This window comes from Brevibacterium sp. SIMBA_078 (assembly GCF_046534565.1).
GTDB lineage: Bacteria > Actinomycetota > Actinomycetes > Actinomycetales > Brevibacteriaceae > Brevibacterium.
On record NZ_JAWRYQ010000355.1, the window covers coordinates 1 to 259 of the forward strand.

At 39.0% G+C, this 259-nt stretch carries 1 protein-coding gene; it reads right to left on the reverse strand.

Translation table 11 applies throughout. From position 1 onward, the window contains the following. The coding region (locus tag SB749_RS20005; RefSeq protein ID WP_410711845.1) for an aminotransferase class V-fold PLP-dependent enzyme at positions 1-259 on the reverse strand (259 nt) is incomplete at both ends.

Below are 259 nucleotides of genomic sequence, written 5' to 3' on the forward strand. Positions count from 1 at the left end.
CTAGCTTACAAAAGGATTGAACACAATCAACATGATATGGAATCCCATGTTCACGAGCAATAGTTGAAATTTCTTCTACAGGTTGAATCCATCCAATTTCAGAATTTACATGTTGGATAGAAATGAACACGGTATCTTCCCGAATAGCGCGATGCAACTCCTCTAAATTGATGACACCCTCACTCGTTAATGAAAGCTTTGTAATTTCGTATCCTTCCCGTTCTAACGTATTCATCGCTGCATGAACACTCGTATGTTC